The sequence below is a fragment of the Pseudomonas sp. PDM19 genome, from assembly GCF_014852215.1.
Taxonomy (GTDB): domain Bacteria; phylum Pseudomonadota; class Gammaproteobacteria; order Pseudomonadales; family Pseudomonadaceae; genus Pseudomonas.
Genome location: NZ_JACVBG010000001.1, coordinates 714,070 through 731,044, shown reverse-complemented (window position 1 = coordinate 731,044; position 16,975 = coordinate 714,070). Strand labels below are relative to the sequence as shown.

The 16,975-nt window shown below is 66.8% G+C and carries 18 protein-coding genes; 13 read left to right on the top strand and 5 right to left on the bottom strand.

The features are described 5' to 3' along the window. Positions 1-12 precede the first annotated feature (12 nt). Positions 13-621, bottom strand: a complete 609-nt coding sequence (locus IB273_RS03260; RefSeq protein ID WP_192223224.1) for a TetR/AcrR family transcriptional regulator — start codon at positions 619-621, stop codon at positions 13-15. Between the two features lie 103 nt (positions 622-724). On the opposite strand from IB273_RS03260, the gene IB273_RS03255 reads away from it, so the two are divergent. From IB273_RS03255 to IB273_RS03240, 4 genes are all read left to right on the top strand, one after another. Next, positions 725-1,957, top strand: a complete 1,233-nt coding sequence (locus tag IB273_RS03255; RefSeq protein WP_192223223.1) for an oxygenase MpaB family protein — start codon at positions 725-727, stop codon at positions 1,955-1,957. Between the two features lie 77 nt (positions 1,958-2,034). Further along, a complete protein-coding gene (locus tag IB273_RS03250) occupies positions 2,035-3,057 on the top strand; it encodes a DNA topoisomerase IB (protein ID WP_192223222.1) in 1,023 nt (340 codons plus the stop codon). Between the two features lie 109 nt (positions 3,058-3,166). After that, positions 3,167-3,865, top strand: a complete 699-nt coding sequence (locus IB273_RS03245; RefSeq protein WP_192223221.1) for an AzlC family ABC transporter permease — start codon at positions 3,167-3,169, stop codon at positions 3,863-3,865. After that, positions 3,862-4,176 carry an AzlD domain-containing protein gene (locus tag IB273_RS03240; RefSeq protein WP_045214509.1) on the top strand — a complete coding sequence of 105 codons (315 nt, stop codon included), beginning with the start codon at positions 3,862-3,864 and terminating at the stop codon, positions 4,174-4,176. The genes IB273_RS03245 and IB273_RS03240 overlap by 4 nt, the downstream gene beginning before the upstream one ends. Positions 4,177-4,189: 13 nt before the next feature. Here IB273_RS03240 and IB273_RS03235 read toward each other — a convergent pair whose 3' ends face one another. Further along, on the bottom strand, positions 4,190-4,750 hold the full coding sequence (locus IB273_RS03235) for a TetR/AcrR family transcriptional regulator (RefSeq protein WP_225610066.1): 561 nt from the start codon (positions 4,748-4,750) through the stop codon (positions 4,190-4,192). A 201-nt stretch (positions 4,751-4,951) separates the two neighbouring features. Here IB273_RS03235 and IB273_RS03230 point away from each other — a divergent pair, with 201 nt between their 5' ends. The 6 genes from IB273_RS03230 to IB273_RS03205 all read left to right on the top strand — a co-directional run bounded on the left by IB273_RS03230 (position 4,952) and on the right by IB273_RS03205 (position 10,056). Further along, complete coding sequence (locus IB273_RS03230) at positions 4,952-5,287, top strand: hypothetical protein (RefSeq protein ID WP_192223219.1); 336 nt, start codon at positions 4,952-4,954, stop codon at positions 5,285-5,287. A 74-nt stretch (positions 5,288-5,361) separates the two neighbouring features. Further along, on the top strand, positions 5,362-6,027 hold the full coding sequence (locus IB273_RS03225) for a M24 family metallopeptidase (RefSeq protein ID WP_081516946.1): 666 nt from the start codon (positions 5,362-5,364) through the stop codon (positions 6,025-6,027). 15 nt (positions 6,028-6,042) lie between these two features. Further along, positions 6,043-6,384, top strand: a complete 342-nt coding sequence (locus IB273_RS03220) for a gamma-glutamylcyclotransferase family protein (protein WP_081516945.1) — start codon at positions 6,043-6,045, stop codon at positions 6,382-6,384. A 285-nt stretch (positions 6,385-6,669) separates the two neighbouring features. Next, positions 6,670-6,885: a hypothetical protein gene (locus IB273_RS03215; RefSeq protein ID WP_192223218.1), complete on the top strand. Its 216-nt coding sequence runs from the start codon at positions 6,670-6,672 to the stop codon at positions 6,883-6,885. A gap of 373 nt (positions 6,886-7,258) precedes the next feature. Beyond that, positions 7,259-8,758 carry an APC family permease gene (locus tag IB273_RS03210; protein WP_192223217.1) on the top strand — a complete coding sequence of 500 codons (1,500 nt, stop codon included), beginning with the start codon at positions 7,259-7,261 and terminating at the stop codon, positions 8,756-8,758. A gap of 116 nt (positions 8,759-8,874) precedes the next feature. Further along, positions 8,875-10,056 carry an iron-containing alcohol dehydrogenase gene (locus IB273_RS03205; RefSeq protein ID WP_192223216.1) on the top strand — a complete coding sequence of 394 codons (1,182 nt, stop codon included), beginning with the start codon at positions 8,875-8,877 and terminating at the stop codon, positions 10,054-10,056. A 3-nt stretch (positions 10,057-10,059) separates the two neighbouring features. Here the strand turns inward: IB273_RS03205 and IB273_RS03200 are convergent, their stop codons facing one another. Continuing rightward, entirely contained in the window at positions 10,060-10,962 is a 903-nt protein-coding gene (locus tag IB273_RS03200) for a LysR family transcriptional regulator (RefSeq protein WP_081516941.1), read from the bottom strand. A 143-nt stretch (positions 10,963-11,105) separates the two neighbouring features. Here IB273_RS03200 and IB273_RS03195 point away from each other — a divergent pair, with 143 nt between their 5' ends. Then, positions 11,106-11,591 carry a GFA family protein gene (locus IB273_RS03195; protein ID WP_151186834.1) on the top strand — a complete coding sequence of 162 codons (486 nt, stop codon included), beginning with the start codon at positions 11,106-11,108 and terminating at the stop codon, positions 11,589-11,591. A gap of 3 nt (positions 11,592-11,594) precedes the next feature. Here IB273_RS03195 and IB273_RS03190 read toward each other — a convergent pair whose 3' ends face one another. After that, a complete protein-coding gene (locus IB273_RS03190) occupies positions 11,595-11,810 on the bottom strand; it encodes a hypothetical protein (RefSeq protein WP_081516939.1) in 216 nt (71 codons plus the stop codon). A 107-nt stretch (positions 11,811-11,917) separates the two neighbouring features. Here IB273_RS03190 and IB273_RS03185 point away from each other — a divergent pair, with 107 nt between their 5' ends. Together IB273_RS03185 and IB273_RS03180 are read left to right on the top strand one after the other, a co-directional pair. Then, the gene (locus IB273_RS03185; protein ID WP_192223215.1) at positions 11,918-13,426 is read left to right on the top strand and encodes a winged helix-turn-helix domain-containing tetratricopeptide repeat protein; all 1,509 of its coding nucleotides are present in this window, start codon (positions 11,918-11,920) and stop codon (positions 13,424-13,426) included. Between the two features lie 235 nt (positions 13,427-13,661). Beyond that, positions 13,662-14,663, top strand: coding sequence for an AraC family transcriptional regulator (locus IB273_RS03180; RefSeq protein WP_081516937.1), 1,002 nt, complete (start codon positions 13,662-13,664; stop codon positions 14,661-14,663). A 286-nt stretch (positions 14,664-14,949) separates the two neighbouring features. Here the strand turns inward: IB273_RS03180 and IB273_RS03175 are convergent, their stop codons facing one another. Further along, a complete protein-coding gene (locus tag IB273_RS03175) occupies positions 14,950-16,887 on the bottom strand; it encodes a tyrosine-protein phosphatase (RefSeq protein WP_318652462.1) in 1,938 nt (645 codons plus the stop codon). Between the last annotated feature and the right edge of the window lie 88 nt (positions 16,888-16,975).

The following is a 16,975-nucleotide window of genomic DNA, read 5'->3' as shown; positions in this document are numbered from 1 at the left end:
CTGCCGGCGCTCCTATTGGCTTGGCCGGGTGCGTGGCGCACAGAGGGACTCGACCATCCGTGCCAGCGTATCGATCACCTCCTCGCGCCCCAGCAGCGGCTGTGCCTCGCTCAGGTAGCGCGCGGTGGTGTACTGCACGGAGTTGATAATCACGAACAGCACGGCCGGCAGGTTGTCGATGCGGTAGTCGTCGAAGTGGCGCATCAGGTATTGCCTGCACACCTCCATCATCTGCTGCTCCAGGGTCTGGAACACCGGCGCGGAATTGAGCCGGTGCCAGTGCCGCAGCAGCTCGCGCTGCGCCGCATCGCCCTCGACCTGCTCGAAGATGCCCTCCAGCACAGCGCGGGTGACGCTGCCGATGTCTGCACCCAGTAACGGCGTGACGCGCTCGTGCACCACCTTCATCAAGGTCCTGGCGCGCTGCATCAGCAGGGCCTCGACGATCATCTCCTTGTTGGCGAAGTACTGGTAAAGCGAGCCGACGCTTACCCCGGCGCGACGTGCCACGTGGTTGGTGGTCAGGCCATCGAGGCCGCGCTCACCGATCTCCAGCGCCGCCGCCTCGACCAGCACCGCCACCATCTCGCTGGCGCGCTGCTGCGTGGGTTGCTTCCTCATGCCTGTCTCCTGGTGCGAGCCGGATGCGAGTTGAATGCGAGCAAATACTCGCAATAGCGTAATTCGACGAATCCACCCGGCCACCCAACCAAGGTATGAATCGATGAGCGCAACCGCCCTGCCCACCCGCCACGGCGCCGACCTGCAGCGCGCCCGCCGCACTGCCGCGCCGGTACGGCGCTTCCTCAAGGGTCCGAGTGAACCGGATGCCGCGACCTGGCAGGCCATCGGTGAGTCCCTCACGGTGGGCGATGCACCCATGGATACACTGGTGGAGTGGATGTTCGACGTCGGCCTTGGCAGTGGCATGCGCCTTTACGAGCAGGCGCTGAACCAGGGTATCGCCGCTATCCCCGGCGCACCCGAGCCGCTGAAGACCTTCTTCGCCCAGGTCAACGCGCTGCCCGCCTGGGTCGACCTGCAACGCCTCGATGAAGGTGCAGGTGCCTGTGGTCTGTCGGGGCTCACCGGCATGCGCGTACTCCGCGACCTGGGCCTGCTGGCCGGCTACCAGGCTTCCGGAATCAACCGCACCCTCGTGCTCACCGGCGCGCTGGAGAAAGGCCCGCAGCGGCGCATCGCCGAAACCACCAAATGGTGGATCGACTGCACCCGTCCCGGCGGCATGGCGCGGGGCGCAGCGGGCTATCGCAGCACGCTGCACGTGCGGCTGGTGCACGCCCTGGTGCGGCGGCGGGTTTCACGGCTGGAAGCCTGGGACTTCGCCCACTACGGCCTGCCGGTCAATCAGGGCGACATGCACGCGACCTACCTGGCCTTCTCGGCGATCTTCCTGATCGGCCAGCGCATGCTGGGGGTGGCCCTGAGCCGGCGCGAGCGCGAAGCGATCATTCACCTCTGGCGCTACATCGCCTGGCTGATGGGCGTCGAGGAGCGCTGGCTGTGCGCCAGCGAGAACGACGCGATCCGCGCGCTCTACCACAACCTGCTGTCCCAGGCGCCGCCAGACGACAGCAGCCGTATTCTCGGCTCGGCGCTGGTGGACGAACCGCTGCAGCGCCACTACGCCAACTTCGCCTGGCTGCGCGGGCGGCTGAACCGGGCCATCCACCTGAGCATCGCCGGCACCTTCATCGACGCCCATGGCCGGCGCGCGCTCGGCCTGCCCGGCGGCAGCCTGCCGTGGTACCCGCTGCTGAGCGCGCCGCCGCGCTTGCTCTTCCACTGTCTGCTGCGCGCCCTGCCCGGCGGCCGCGCCTGGCTGGTGCGCCGCGGCCTGCAAAGCCAGGAGGATTATCTGCGCACCCTGTTCGGCGGGGCGGATCCCCGGCTGATCTCGCCCACGCACCTGGCAGTGGAGGACGTCCGCCCCTGAATCTGGCCAAGTGAAAAAAACGGCACTCGAAGCGCCCTTGCGCGATCCATACACGCAAGAACCTTCGAGGAGCCGCCATGGGTACACCGTCGGAACTGCCTGAGCTACCGCCCGACCTGCACTACGTCGACGACAGCCTGCCGGGCATCAGCCGGCGCCGGCTGCGCGGGCGCTTCGCCTATTTCGACCCGGGTGGCGAACGCATCCGCGTGGAGGCGGAAATCCAGCGCATCGACCGGCTCGCCATTCCGCCGGCATATATCGATGTGTGGATCTGCATCGACCCGCTCGGCCACCTGCAGGCCACCGGGCGCGACGTGCGCGGGCGCAAGCAATACCGCTACCACCCGCGCTGGACCGAGGTGCGCGACAGCGCCAAGTACGAACGCCTGCTGCGCTTCGGCGAATGCCTGCCAGCCCTGCGCCGGCGCATCGAGCAAGACCTGGCGCAGCCGGGCCTGGGCGCGGAGAAGGTCATGGCGACCGTGGTCGCGCTGCTCGATCGCACACTGATCCGCATCGGCAACCAGCGCTACCGCAAGCAGAACCGCTCCTTCGGCCTCACCACCCTGAACAACCGTCATGTCGAGGTACAGGGCACCCGCATCCACTTCGCCTTTCGCGGCAAGAGCGGCGTCAAGCACAACGTGGACATCGAGCACCCGCGCCTGGCACGCATCCTCCGGCGCTGCCTGGAGCTGCCCGGCCAGCAACTGTTCCAGTACCTGGACGAAGAGCGGCAGCGGCATATGATCGACTCCCGCGACATCAACTCCTACCTGCGTGAGCACGCTGGCGAAGAATTCACCGCCAAGGACTACCGCACCTGGGCGGGCACTGCCCTGGCCCTGGAGTACTGCCGCAAGACCCGCTGGGAGGACGAGAAAAGCGCCAACCGCCAGCTCAAGGAGATCATCCAGCAGGTCGCCGACGAGTTGGGCAATACCCCGGCGATCTGCCGCAAATGCTACGTGCATCCGCAGGTAGTCGAAGCCTTCCTCGCTGGCGAACTGGCCGGCCTGCGCAAGCAGCGCAAGCGGCAGAACCTGAGCGCCGAAGAGGCTACCCTCCTGGCATTTCTCTCGCGCACGCCGTCCTGAGCATTCGCGAAAAGGAAGCACTCGAGGGCAATGACAGCAAGATTGTTCAAGCCAGCCGGCGCCGATCTCTGCCACGCTGAAAGCACTTACCTGCCTGCAAGAAACGTTCATGTCCCAAGATCAGCTTCCCTCTCGCGCCTTCCTCAGGGGCGCGATCGACATCATGCCGCTGTCGCTCGCGGTCCTGCCCTGGGGTCTGCTCGCCGGCTCCCTGGCCATCGACGCCGGGCTCTCGCCACTGCACGGCCAGGGCCTGTCGGCCATCGTCTTCGCCGGCGCCGCGCAACTGGTGGCCATCGGCATGCTCAAGGGCGGTGCCGGGTTCTTCTCGATCATGATCACCACCCTGCTGCTGACCTCGCAACATCTGCTCTACGGGATGACCATGCGCCCGGTGATTGCCCCGCTGCCGGGGCGCTGGCGCGCCGGGCTGGGCTTCCTGCTCACCGACGAACTGTTCGCCCTCACCAGCGGCCATGACCGCGATACCTTCAACCGCTGGTACGCCCTGGGCGTGGGCCTGACGTTCTACATCGCCTGGAACCTCTTCACCCTCGCCGGCGTACTGGTCGGCACCAGCATTCCCGGCCTCGAGCACCTGGGGCTGGACTTCTCCATTGCCGCCACCTTCGTTGCCCTGATCGTGCCGGTGGTGAAGAACATCCCGACCGTGGTCTGCGTCGCCGTCTCGCTGTTCTGCTCGGTGCTGCTCAGCTACTGGCAGGTCGGTTCGGCGCTGGTGCTTTCCGGCCTGGCGGGGATGTTCGCCGGCTTCCTCTGCCAGAAATTCTCGGGGGTGCGCGCATGATGGCCTGGGCAGTGATCTTCGGCATGGGCCTGATCGTGTTCTTCAACCGCTACGTGTTCCTTGAGCCGCGCCTGCCGATCCGCCTGAGCAGCAACGTGCGGCAGTTCCTCGGCTTCGCCGTGCCGGGGATGCTCACGGCGATCTGCGGACCAATCGTGTTCCTTCCCGAACACCAGTTGAACCTGCGCGTGGACAACCCCTACCTGCTCGGCGCCATCGTCGCCGTGGCCCTAGTGCTGTGGACGCGCAACGTACTGCTCAGCGTGCTCCTCAGCATGGGGGCGTTCTACCTGCTGCGCTGGTGGCTGTGACGGGCGCCGGGCTTCAGCCCGCCTCGCCCCGCCCGTAGTACGCCAGCACCAACTGCACCAGCGCTTCCTCGATGCCCTCGCGCCGCCCCGGCGCCAGGGCAGCGGGGTCCTCCAGCAGCGCGCGCAGCACGCCACCGACAGCGTGGGCGAGCACGAACACCTCGGGCTCGTCGAGCTTGCGCAGCTGCTGGTCATGGCCGATCAGGCCGTGGGTCACCAGGTGGGTCATGATGCTGCCGCGCAGCGCCGGCAGCGGGCTGCCACCACCACGGGTCATCAGGTAGTGCATCAGCGCCTTGTGCGCGCCGGTGCGCCCGCCGTAGGCGCTGACGGCCGCGTGGATCACCGCGCGGATGCGCTCGCCGGGCGTTTCCGGCGGGCGAGCGGACAGCGCGCCCATGATCCCGGTGGCCAGCGCCGCCAGCTCGCGTCGGGCCAGTTCGTCGAGGATGCGTTCCTTGTTGGGGAAGTACTGGTAGAGCGAACCGACGCTGACCCCCGCCAGTTCCGCCACGTGGTTGGTGGTGAACCCCTCCAGGCCATGACGTTCCAGGATGCGCCGCGACGCTTCCAATATGAGCTCGACCTTCTCCAGCGCCCGTGCCTGCCTCGGCAAGCGACGGCTATCTGGCTGATTTTCCGCTGTTTTTCGTATCACCTGGGGCCACCGGGAAAGCGAGTACAGCAAGCGCCGCGTCCTTCCTATCATGGCAGCCACAACGAAGCCGGCAAGGCGAGCGGATGAACCGCAGCAGCCGGCCCGGGAGGTCCCGTCATGAGCCACAAGAGCCACACCGCGCAACTGGACGAAGACATCTGCGTGCACATCTTCGCCGCGTCCGGCGCCATGGTCGGCGTGTGCCTGACCGTGGTCGGCATCCTGCGCATCATCGTCGGCCAGCACCGCGTCGACCTGATCGGCCAGGATATGCTCGCGGTGAACACGGTGATCTACCTGGCCACCACCCTCGCTGCCTATTTCGGCCTGCGTACCCGCAAGCTGCAGCGCAACCATCGGCTGGAGCGCCTCGCCGACACCCTGTTCCTGGTCGGCTTGAGCATCACTACCCTGACGACCGCCTTCATCGCCTGTGCAATGTCCTGCTGTTGAGCCCGCGATTGAATTTCCCTACCGGTATGTAGAAATATATACGGCGATAAGGTTGTCGCTCAGAGAGAAGAAGAATGAATACCGCCGTGTACGCCAAGGAAGCCGTCGGCGCGAATTACGCGCTGGAATCGATGCAATACGCCCAGGCTCGCACCTGGGAAGCCGTGGACGCCATCGCCGCCGCGATCGTCCCCGGCATGACCGAACTGGAGGCCGTCGCCATCGGCAAGCAGGTGCTCGCCGACCTGGGCATGGAGCGCATCTGGCACCCGCTGCTGATCCGCTTCGGCGCCAATACCCTGAAGACCTTCAAGCAGCGCTCCGAGGGCAACCCGGTGCTGGGTGAGAACGACATCTTCTTCATCGACATGGGCGTGGTCTGGCGCGGCCATGAAGGCGACGCCGGCGCCACCTTCGTCACCGGCGACGATCCGCAGATGACAGCCTGCGCAGCGGCGGCGAAGACGCTGTTCCAGCGCGTCGAGGCGCGCTGGCGCGAGACCGGCTGCAGCGGCGTCGAGCTCTACGACTTCGCCCACCAGCAGGCCGAGGCCATGGGCTGGAAGCTCAACCTGGACATCAAGGGTCACCGCGTCAGCGACTTCCCCCACGCCATCTACCGCGCCGGCGACCTGGGCGACTACGCCGAGCATCCCCACGGCGGCCTGTGGATCCTGGAAATCCAGATCGCCCACCCGAGCAAGGCCTACGGCGCCTTCTACGAAGACCTGCTGGCCTGACCCGGAGCCCCTGCGATGACTGAAAACGTACTGCTGTTCTCCTACGGCACCCTGCAGGACAAGTCCGTGCAACTGGCCAGCTTCGGCCGCGAGCTGCAAGGCCGCGCCGACGCGCTGGTGGCCTTCCGCACCGACTGGGTGGAGATCACCGACCCGGCCGTGCTCGCCACCAGCGGCAAGACCCACCACCCCATCGTCCAGTACAGCGGCGCGGAGGCCGACCGCGTGCCCGGCACCGTCTTCGAGATCACCCCGCAGGAGCTGCTGGCAGCGGACGCCTACGAGGTATCCGACTACCAGCGGATCAATGTCCGGCTGCAGTCGGGCCTGCAGGCATGGGTCTATGTAAAGGCCTGACGAGAGGATCGACTCGTTAGGCGCCTTGCATGGATTCATTAGCAGGGCTTCAGGGTTGGCTATTTCGCGATCAGCGACAGGTTGATCACTTTTCCCCTCCAAGCCAGAAATTTCGCTGGCTGCGAGCCAGCTCCCAACTCGACGGGGGCTGGCCTGCATCAACTGGCCTGCACGATTCGATCATTCCCAACAGATTTCCGCATGGGTTCGTCAGGCTACCGGTCAGTAGACTGTGGCCACTCGCGAGCAACACCCATCAGAAGTCCACTACCCGAGAATTCCTTCATGAAACTGCTCACTGCCAGTGTCCTGTCCCTCGCCGCCCTGCTCACTAGCCAGGCTTCCATGGCCGAAGAATCCGCCCTGATGACCAACCGCCTGACCGAGTCCAACTATCAGGCCATGCAGGCCACTCGCGCCAAGACCGACGCCGAGCAGCAGACCGCACAGAACGCCCAGCCGGAAGCCGAGAAGAAGGCCGGGCAGGACAAGCACTGCTGATACTGCTGTACGCCGGGAGCGCGCTGTCGTTCCCGGTTCCCGCCTTTTCCGTTCCTTACCTGCCCTCCGCCCAGCCTGATCGTTGGCACGCGCTCCTACACGGGCAATCCCCTGCCTGCCCTGGCATCATTCCGGCAACCACCCCACAAACATCAGCCTCAATTGATGTCAGCCCAATCAAATATGAATTTTTCCTGATGCGGCAGCGCCCTACTCTGGCTCTGCGCTGCACTGACAGCGCCAGCTACTCAGCCGTCCTCTAGAGACGCGGGTTCTCGATAACAACTCCAACTGCCCCGAGGATCTCCCATGCGCCTTCGCCCACTCATGCCTGGCCGTGAATCCCCCTTTTCCCTGAACACCGGAGGCCGGCATGTCTGACCTTCGCAGCTCCACCGTCGCCAGTGGCGACGAAAGCCTGCTCGCCAGCCACGGCTACCGCCAGGAGCTGGACCGCGGGCTGAACCTGTGGTCCTCGTTTTCCGTCGGCTTCGCCACCATTTCCCCGGTCGTCGGCATCTACTCGGTGATGTCCCTGGGCGCCATGAGCGTCGGGCCGTCGTGGGTGTGGATCGTGCCGCTGTGCCTGCTGCTGCAACTGAGCGTGGCGCTGGTGTACGCCGAACTGTCCTCGCAGTTCCCCCTGGCCGGCGGCTGCTACCAGTGGGTGCGCCGACTGATCGGCGACCGCGCGGCCTGGTTCACCGGCTTCCTCTACCTGGCCTCTGCCCTCGCCTCGCTGACCACGGTTGCCTACCTGGGCGGCTTCTGGCTCGGCCTGCTGGTGACCGGCGAGCCGCCATCGGCCAACGCCCAGGTACTCTGCGGTGCGGCGCTGCTGGCCCTGGGGCTCGGCGTGAACCTGCTGGGCATCAACCCGCTGAAGTACTTCGTCAACGCCGGCATCTTCGCCGAGGCCATCGCCTCCATCGGCATCGGCGTGCTGTTGCTGCTGTTCTTCCGCAACCACTCCTTCGAGATACTGTTCAGCAGCCTGAATGCCCTGGAAGTCTCCGGCGGCACTTACTGGTCGGGCTTCCTCACCGCGCTGGCGGTGGGCGGCTGGGCCTTCCTCGGCTTCGACGCCTGCTCGCAGATTTCCGAGGAAACCACCGACGCCCGCGTCTCCACACCGCGCGCCATCCTGCGTTCGATGCTGGTGGTCGGGCTGACCGTGATGCTCACCGCCTTCGCCGTCACCCTGTCGTACAAGGACCCCGCCGCCGTGGTCAGCGGGCAGATCATCGACCCGGTGACCCCCGCCGTGGTGGACGCCTTCGGCGCCTGGGCCGAGCGGCCGTTCGTGGCCATCGTGCTGGTGGCCTTCGTTGCCTGCGTGGTGTCGGTGCAGACGTACATCGGCCGCGCCATCTTCGGCATGGCCCGCGATGAAATCCTTCCCGGCTCCGCCCTGCTGCGTCGCGTGGACAAACGCAAGGTGCCGATGGCCGCGATGGTCTGCAGCACCCTGCTGGCCAGCCTGGGCCTGGCGCTGGGGCTGAACGCCACCGCGGTGGGTACGCTGATCGCCTTCGGCAGCGGCGGCTTCTTCTTCGTCTTCCTGATCGTTGCCGCCAGCGCCCTGTATGCCCGCCTGAGCGGTCGCTGGGACCCGGACAAGGGCGCACTGAACCTGGGCCGCAAGGGCCTGCTGGTCAACGTCATCGCCGTGGCCTGGCTGGTGTTCGAGGCGATCAACGTGGCCTGGCCGCGGGAAATGCTCGCCCCGCCCGGCGCGCCCTGGTTCCAGGTCTGGGCGGTGGTCGTGGTGTTCTCCGTGCTCGCCCTGTTCGGCCTGGCCTACCTGTTCATCGCCAAGCCGCACCGCCGCATCGCCACCAGCCTGAGCTTCGCTGGCCGCGCGGTCGGCTGAGCCATCGACTGAATCATCCGCGCCGGCACGCACCGGCGCCTCTCCCTTCCTTCTGCCCTGCCGGACTGCCCTGCGCCCCGGCACGGGCAGGTCATGCCTGCAATCCGGAGCTTCCCATGTCCACCCTGAACTACTGGAACTACCCCACGGAAATCCTCTGCGGCGTCGGCGCCCTCGACCAGTTGGCCGAGCGCTGCCGCCTCGCCGGAATGCGCAAGCCGCTGCTGGTCACCGACCCCGGCATGCTCGAACTGCCGCCGCTGCACGAAGTGCGCCGCCGCCTGGAAGCCGCCGGCATCGATTACGCGCTGTTCCACGGTTTCTCCAGCAACCCCGCGCTGGAGGAAGTCACTGCCGGCGCCCTGGCCCTGGCCGAAGGCGGCCACGACTCGCTGATCGCCCTGGGTGGCGGCAGCGCGCTGGATGCGGCAAAGGGCATCGCCCTGCTCAGCCGTGATGCCGATGGCCTGCGCCATTTCGAATGGTCGCAGCTGATCGCGCAGTACCCGACCCTGGGCGATCATCCGGCCCTCGACCTGCCGCCGCTGATCGCCATTCCGACCACCGCCGGCACCGGTTCCGAACTGGGCCGCGAAGCCGTGCTGACCGACACCTCGCGCGGCATCAAGATCGTCGTCGGCCACCGCGAACTGCTGGCCCGCTCGGTGATCCTCGACCCGGCGCTGACCGTCGGCCTGCCGAAGTCGCTCACCGCCGCCACCGGCATGGACGCCCTGACCCATCACCTGGAGTCGCTGTTCTCGCCGCTCTACCACCCCATGTCCGCCGGCGTCGCCATCGAAGGCGTGCGCCTGGTCAAGGAGCACCTGCAGCGCGCCGTCCACAACGGAACCGACCTGGCCGCCCGCGAAGGCATGCTGGTGGCTTCGGCCAGCGCCGCCGTGGCCTTCCAGAAGGGACTGGGCGGCGTGCATGCGCTGGCCCATCCGCTGGGCGCCAGACACCACAAGCATCACGGCCTGCTCAATGCCGTGCTGTTGCCCTACGTGCTGGTCGCCAACCGCCCGGCCATCGAGGCGGACGCCACGCGCCTGGCGCGTTATCTGGAACTGCCGGAAGCCAGCTTCGACGGCCTGCTCGGCTGGGTACTGGAGCTGCGCTCGTCCGTGGGCATTCCCCATACGCTCAAGGAAGTGGGCCTGGACGGCGAAGACGCGCAATGGGTCGGCGAGCAGGCCGTGGCGGACATCTCCTCCTCCGAGACCAATGCCCTGCCACTGCAAGCCGGGGACTACTCGCGCATCTACCTCAACGCAGTCAACGGCGTACTCGCCTGAGCGTTAACCGCCGAGGCCGTGCACGCTCAGCAGGTCTTCGATGAAGGCGCGGGCGGCCTCGCTGCGGGGGCGCCCGGCATAGGTGATCATGCTGTGCGTCACCTCATAGCAGAGTTTCTCTGGCAGCAGCGGCTTCATCCGCCCGCGCTCGACCCAGATGTTCGCGTAGTGGGTCGGCAGGTAGCCCAGGTGCGTACCGGCCAGCACCGAATGCGCCACCGCCTCCATGTGATGCGCGGTGGCGCTGCTGCGTTCGGGGCGGAACGGCAGTTCCTGGTCCGCCGGCAGGAAGCCATGGCGCACCCAGTTGTACTCGGCGATCTGCTTCAGCGTCGGCTTGCGCGCGCTGAACAGCGGATGGCGCTCGCCGCAGAACACGCCGATCTCCTCGGTGTACAGCGGCAGGTAATCCAGCGTCGGCCGGGTGCGGCTGAAGTAGGAAATCGCCAGGTCCAGCTGCCCATCGATTACCGCCAGCTCCAGCTCGGTCGGCGAGTTCACGTAGAGGTTCAACTGCACATCCTGCTCGCGGCCGTGGAAGGCTGCCAGGGTCTCGTCGAAGCGCGCCTGCGGCAGGGTCGTGACGTTGTCCGCCAGCCCCAGGTACAGCTCACCGACCAACTGCCCGGACAGCGCCTGCGCCTGGTCGCGGAACAGCCCGATGGCGTCGAACATCGCCTGCGACGCTTCGAGAATCCGCTGCCCCTTCGCCGTCAGGCGGAAGCCGCCCTTGCCGCGCTCGCACAAGCGGTAGCCCAGGCGCTTTTCCAGGCTGCCGATGTGCATGCTGATGTTCGACTGGCTCATGTTCAGCTCGGCCTGCGCCGCGGTGAAGCCGCCGCACTTCACCACGGAGGCGAAGATGCGCAGCAGGCGCAGATCGAGGTCGGTGAAATTCCTGAGCATGGGCAGAGTCCGGCGCCGGGCGGGCGGCTAGTCTACTGCACGGGGCGGAGCCAGTCCCGCTGGTGCGATCCGATGGAATCCCCGGCGCGCCCGCGAGTCCCTGCCCAGGTATCCCTCAAGGCCAAACAGCAAGGAGAGACGCCATGCTGCTCGAAGGTTCCTGCCACTGCGGCGCCGTGCACTTCAGCCTGCACAGCGCCCATCCCTACCCTTACCAGCGCTGCTACTGCTCGATCTGCCGCAAGACCCAGGGCGGCGGTGGCTATGCGATCAACCTCGGCGGCGAGGCTGCCAGCCTCAGGGTGCGCGGGCGCAAGCACATCAGCATCTACCACGCGAAGATCCGCGAGGAAGGCCAGCGCACCCACACCAGCGGCGCCGAACGGCATTTCTGCAGCCAGTGCGGCAGCGGGTTGTGGCTCTACGATTCACGCTGGCCGGAACTGATCCACCCCTTCGCCTCGGCCATCGACACGCCCTTGCCGGTTCCTCCCGAGCACACCCACCTGCTGCTGCGATCGAAGGCCGGCTGGGTCGAGGTGGAGGCCGGGCCACATGACCTGCAGTTCGACGATTACCCGCAGGAGTCCATCGCCCAGTGGCACCAGCGCCTCGGACTGGAACAGTGACAGTCATGCGCGCCAGAACGGCTTGGCGATCTCCTGTGCCACCCGGCGGCGCGTCAGGCCGATGTCCTCGATCAGGTGCGGATTGGCCCTGGCCATGCAGGCGAGCTGGCGGCGGACCCGCGCACGCGTCTGCCAGAGCGCAAGCAGTTGCAGCAGGGACGACAGGCTGAACGACCGGCGCGAGGCTTCCGGCAGCAGCAGGCGGGGAGTATGGTTCATGGCAACCTCCATTCGACTCGTGCCTCATGGGGCCGAGCATGGCGGTCGCCCGGGGCGCCGTCCTCAAGCCGCGCCAAACACTTCCAAAAACTTGCAAAGGGGGCGTCATGCAGCAATCGCGTCTGGCTTTCGGCCCCTTCGTCCTCGATGGCCCAACCGGCGTGCTCAAGCGCGACGAGCAGCCCGTCGCCATCGGTTTTCGCGCACTGAACCTGTTGCAGACCCTGCTCGAGCAGCCGGGTGAGATTCGTACCAAGGCCGAGCTGATGGACGCCACCTGGCCAGGCCTTGTAGTCGAGGAAGGCAACCTCACCGTGCAGATCGCGCAACTGCGCAAGGTGCTCGGCGAAGCGCCGGACGGCAGCCCCTGGATCACCACGGTGCCCCGTGTCGGCTACCGCTTCAGCGCTGCGGTGCAGCGCCTGGCGGACGCACCGCGCACGCCGCCGGCCTTGCCGGAGGAGCCGTCCATCGCCGTGCTGCCCTTCGTCAACCTCGGCGACGACCCGCAGCAGGCCCTCTTCGCCGACGGCCTGACCGAAGACCTGACCACCGAGCTTTCGCGGGTCGGCGGGCTGTTCGTCATCGCCCGCACCTCGGCCTTCGCCTACAAGGGCAAGGCCATGGACGTGCGCGAGATCGCCCGCGAGCTGGGCGTGCGCTACCTGCTCGAAGGCAGCGCGCGGCGTGCCGATGCGCGCGTGCGGATCAACGCCCAGCTGGTGGACGCCAGCACCGGCGAGCATGTCTGGGCCGAGCGCTTCGAGAGCCGCGCGGAAGACCTCTTCGACCTGCAGGACCAGCTGACCGGGCAGATCATCCAGGCCCTGCTCGGCCACCTGCGCAGGCCGCTGCCGCGCAACCGGCCGAAGAACCTGGAAGCCTACGAACTCTGCGTGCGCGCCCGCCAACTGATGGATGATTCACCGCTGGCCGCACGGGAAGCGCACCTGATGCTGAGCCGCGCCATCGCCCTCGACCCGCAGTATGCCGAGGCGCGGCGCTGGCTGGCGATGAACCACTGGATGGGCTGGATACACAGCGGCGGCCCGACGACGCTTGAGCGCGAAACCGCCCTGGCGCAGGCGCGCGAGGCGGTGGCCATCGACCCCAACGATGCCGGCTGCCGCTGGAGCTTGGCCTACCTGCTGAGCTACGAGCGCCAGTACGCCGAAGCCGACGCGCAGTTCCAGCGAGCACTCGAACTGGACCCCAACGATGCCGACGCCTGGACCGCGCTGTCCGATGTCACGGTGCTGGCCGGGCGCATCGACGAGGGCCTGGAGTACATCCGCCGGGCCTTTCGCCTCAACCCCTTCCCCGCCGGCTGGTACTACCTGACGCTGGGCCAGGCGCAGTACGCGGCGCGCGATTATCCAGGCGCGATCCAGACCCTGCGCCGCGACGAGACCTACCGCAGCAGCTCGCGGCGTTTCCTCGCTGCCAGCCTCGCCCAGTTGGGCCGGCTGGACGAAGCCCGTGCGGAAACCGAGTTCTTCCTGGTCACCAACCCCGGCTTCACCATCCGTCACTGGGTGGACACTGAGCCACTGCGGGACGGAGCGGTGCGCGAGCACTTCGTCGAAGGCTTCCGCAAGGCGGGACTGCCGGATTGACGGGTTGCGTCACCTCGTAGGGCGCATAACCCGGAACGGGTTATCCGCCATAGCGGCACGCCTGCAGGAGGGCGCCGTGCGCGCGATCGCGGGCACGGCCCGCTCCTACTGGGAAGTACCGGTGTCCGGCCTGACCCGCCATTTGCGCTTCACGCGGCCACCGACACGCAGTTGTAACCCTCGCCGACTAACGTGCTCGCCCATCTTTCCTCCCGGCGCTGCCAGAAGACGGACCATGACGGTAGACACGAGCACCTCGCGCAAGCAGTTCCTGATCCGTTCCGAGAACATGACCGCCGATGATTTCGGCGAGCTCTACACGCGGATGTTCGGCAACCTCTATTCGGGGATGCCGCGCCCCGAAAAGCCCATCGCCATCGGCGGGGTCTACGGCCGCTACGAAGGCGTGAGCTTCCGCCGCCTGAGCTTTCGCGGCGACCTGCTGGCCGAGATGCCGGACCTGGACGACGAGATCACCTTCATCTTCCCCAGCGCCGGCCGCGTCGTCTTCAACCAGTGCAGCGACAGCGTCGGCCTGCCCAGTGTCGGCCTGGCCATGGAGAAGGCCTCGGTACGGTCGGTCGGTTTCATCGACGGCCACGCGCACCATGGTCTATCCGTGCGCCGCTCACTGTTCGCCCGTCGCCTGGCGACCCTGCTCGGCCGGCCGATCAGCCACAAAGTGCGTTTCCAGCCACGGGTGGACCTGAGCAACGACGCCTTCCAGGGCATCAAGGCCATCGTCGCCATGGCCACCGGCAACGAGTTCGACCTGCTGATCAATTCCAGCGCATTGATGCCGGCGCGCCTGCAGGAAATGCTGGTGGACTCGGTGCTGGAAATCTGGCCGCACAACTACAGCGATGCACTCAGGCGCCCCGCACCGCAGATCGCTCCGCGCCACGTGAAGCTGGCCATGGACTACATCCAGCACGCCATCCAGGAGCAGCCGGACACCATGGTCAGCGGCAGCGAACTGGCCGAGCTGACCAACGTCAGCCTGCGTGCCCTGCAGGACGGCTTCCGCCGCTTCGTCGGCAGCTCCATCGTCGCCTACCAGCGCGAGGTGCGCCTGCAGCGCGCCTATGACGCGCTGCAGCAGGACAGCGCGCAGTCGGTCAGCGAGCTATCCCTGGCCCTGGGCTTCAGCAACGTCGGGCGCTTCTGCCAGTACTTCCAGAGCGCCTACGGCATGAGCCCTGCGGACCTGCGCAGGAACCTGGCGCTGCCCGTGTAGGGCGCATGACCCGGAACGGGTCAACCGCCAGCCATCATGGCGGATAACGCAGTTGGCGTTATGCGCCCTACTCGCTCGCCGGTGATGATTCAACCGGTTCCGGTTCGCGAGCAGGCCCACCCACATGACCATGCAGAGCCGATACGTAGGGCGCATAACCCGGAACGGGTTATCCGCCAGCCATCACGGCGGATAACGCCGTTGGCGTTATGCGCCCTACTCGCTCGCCAAATGCAAACGGCCCGGCGGGTATTCCCGACGGGCCGTTCTTACAGCGCGGTACCGATCAGAACTGATAGCTGGCCTTCAGAGTGCCGCTGGCACCATGGCTGCCGCTACCGCCCAGTACGCCAGCTTCGGCGCCGACGCTGAAGTCGCCCTGGCTGGCGGTCAGGCTGAACGCGCCGCTGAACTGGTCGCGATTGTCGAAGGCGGCACGCTGGGAAACGTCCAGGCCCAGCAGGTGGCCTTCGCTGTCGACCTTGTAGTCACCCAGCGCGTGGTCGTAGCCCACTTCCAGGCCCGGCACCATCTGCCAGCCGCTACCCAGCGCCACGGGAGCGAAGGAAGCCTTGAGGTTGGCATAGGCGCTGCGGCGGTTCTCGCTCATGTCGTCGACGTCCAGCGCCAGCTCGCTGCCCTTCTCCTGGAAGCCGTCCAGGTCCAGGTGGCTGTAGCGCAGGCCGATGCTCGGCTCCAGGGTGACGGTGGACACTGCCGTGCGATAGCCCAGCGCGATGCTGCCGCCGCTGAGGTTGCCGCTGGTGTCGCCCTTGGCCTTGCCCAGGCCGCCGCCGATGTCGCGTTTGCTGTCGTAGTCGAGCCAGCCGTAGCTGAGGTCGGCGTCGACGAACAGGCCCTGCTCCAGGCTGTCGACGGCAAAGCGCGCGCCGCCACGGATGAAGGTCAGGTCGGTATCCACGTCACCCCCGGCACCGCCGACGCTGCCCTTGCTGTAGCCGAAGCCGGCATTGCCGCTGAGCTGCTCGGAGAAGCGCTGGGTCACGCCGATCATCATGCCCTGGGTGTGTTCGTTGCTGCTTTCGGCGTTCGAGGTGGCGGAGTTGCCCTGGTAGCCGGCCAGCGCGGTGGTCCACAGGCGGGTCTGCCCGGCCTTCAGGTCGACGCCGCTGGCATAGGGCGCGGCGGCGCGGTCGATCAGCGCGTCCTGGCGCAGCAGGTAGCTGGCCGCGTCGGCATGCACCTGGCCGCCGACGGTGGACTCGACACCGCCGAGGGTGCCAGCGTCGATGGCCGACTGCAGGTAGTAGTTGTAGGCGGTGTAGTTGCCGGACAGGCTGCTGTTCTGCAACTGGGTCAGCAACTGCGCACCAGCGGCGGCGTTGCCGGAGAGGCCTGCGACGCCCGGCAGGGTGCTGTAATAGACCATCTTGCCGCGCAGCACGTAGATGGTTTCCTGGGACAGGCCGAGGCCTTCCTTCAGGTAGTTGTCCATGCTGCCGTATTCGGCGGTCACTTCGTCCAGGCCGGCCTGCAGGTAGCTGGCCTGCACACCCAGCAACGGCTCATAGATGGCCGCCATGCTCGCCGGCAGCATCGCCAGGGTCGCCTTGACCCGCGCGGCGGTGTAGTCGTTGGTCGCCAGGTAGTTTTCCATGATGGTCTGGCTGTCCACCCCGGCGATGCTCAGCAGCACGGCGGCGGTCCAGCCGGTGCGGTCCTTGCCGGCGGTGCAGTGGAACACCGAGGCGCCGTCGGCGGCGGCCAGCTCGTTGAACAGCGTGGTGAACTGGCTGCGCATGCCAGCGTCGCTAACGAAGGCGCGGTTGGTCTCCTCCATCATCTCGATGGCCTGGGCGGCGCTGGTGAAGGAGATATTGGTGACATTGGCGCCGGAGGTGGTGCTGCCGATGATGTCGATGTTCTGGTAGGTCGCACCCGCCGGCAGGGTATCCGGCGTGCCGGCGATTTCACTCGGGGTACGCAGGTCGAACACATCGCTGATACCCAGGCTGTTCAATACCGCCAGGTCCGTGCCCTTGGGCGTCAGCGCGTTGGAGCGGTAGAACACCCCGGAGCGCATCACACCATCGTTGGACGTGGTGTAGGCCGTGGTGGTGCCGGCGATGTCACGGAAGTTGTCGATGCCGGTCAGGTGCGGAGTGTCCAGGGTATAGGTCTCGGCGGCGTTGGCGCAGGCGATGGACAGACTGAGCAGGGACAGGCCGAGGGTGGATGCGGAAAGCAGAGCACGATGGAACACGATGTAGCCTCTTTGAGCTTTGTTGGCGGGGGCTACTATCGGCAGGGTTTTCGAGCGCGAATGTGACAATCCTGCAGCAAAGGGAAAT